General features: G+C 58.8%; 1 protein-coding gene. It reads left to right on the forward strand.

Features of this window, described 5'->3' with window-relative positions; genetic code table 11:
• The coding region (locus tag ACLQ24_RS30070) for a hypothetical protein (RefSeq protein ID WP_425895111.1) at nucleotides 1–617 on the forward strand (617 nt) is incomplete at both ends.

Below are 617 nucleotides of genomic sequence, written 5' to 3' on the forward strand. Positions count from 1 at the left end.
TTCTTATCGAAAAGCGCGGCACGGACGACGAATTCGTGACACGCACCGAGGTCAAGAGTGTGTACACGGGCCCCACAGCGCCCGTTACGGCTATCGCACACGTACGGGATGCATTAGAGATAACGGAAGGATTGGAGGAGGATTCGTGGAAGATAGAATCCAGCTGGGATGGAGAAAGTTGGCGTCTTGTTGGTTTGGAGAATGTGCAGGTTGAGTCTGGCGGGGCCGAGGCTTCTGCTAGTTCCGCTGCCGCTGCCGCTGCCGCTGCCGCTGCCGCTGCCGCTGCCGGGCAGGGTGCCGTCGCTCCTGCGCAGGCGCAGTGGTCTCTCGACGGGCGCACACTAAAACGCGACGGCGAAGGGGTGCGCAAACTCGGAGACAAGGCCGCCTCACTACTTCGACTTCTTATCAACAAGCGCGGCACGGACAACGAATTCGTGACGCACGCCGAGGTCAAGAGTGTGTACACGGGACCCACAGCAGCCGGTACGGCTATCGCACACGTACGGGATGTATTAGAGATAACGGAAGGATTGGAGGAGGATTCGTGGAAGATAGAATCCAGCTGGGATGGAGCGGGTTGGCGTCTTGTTGGTTTGTGGAATGTGCAGGTTGAG

The sequence above is a fragment of the Micromonospora sp. DT4 genome, from assembly GCF_049841675.1.
In the GTDB taxonomy this organism is placed as follows: domain Bacteria; phylum Actinomycetota; class Actinomycetes; order Mycobacteriales; family Micromonosporaceae; genus Micromonospora.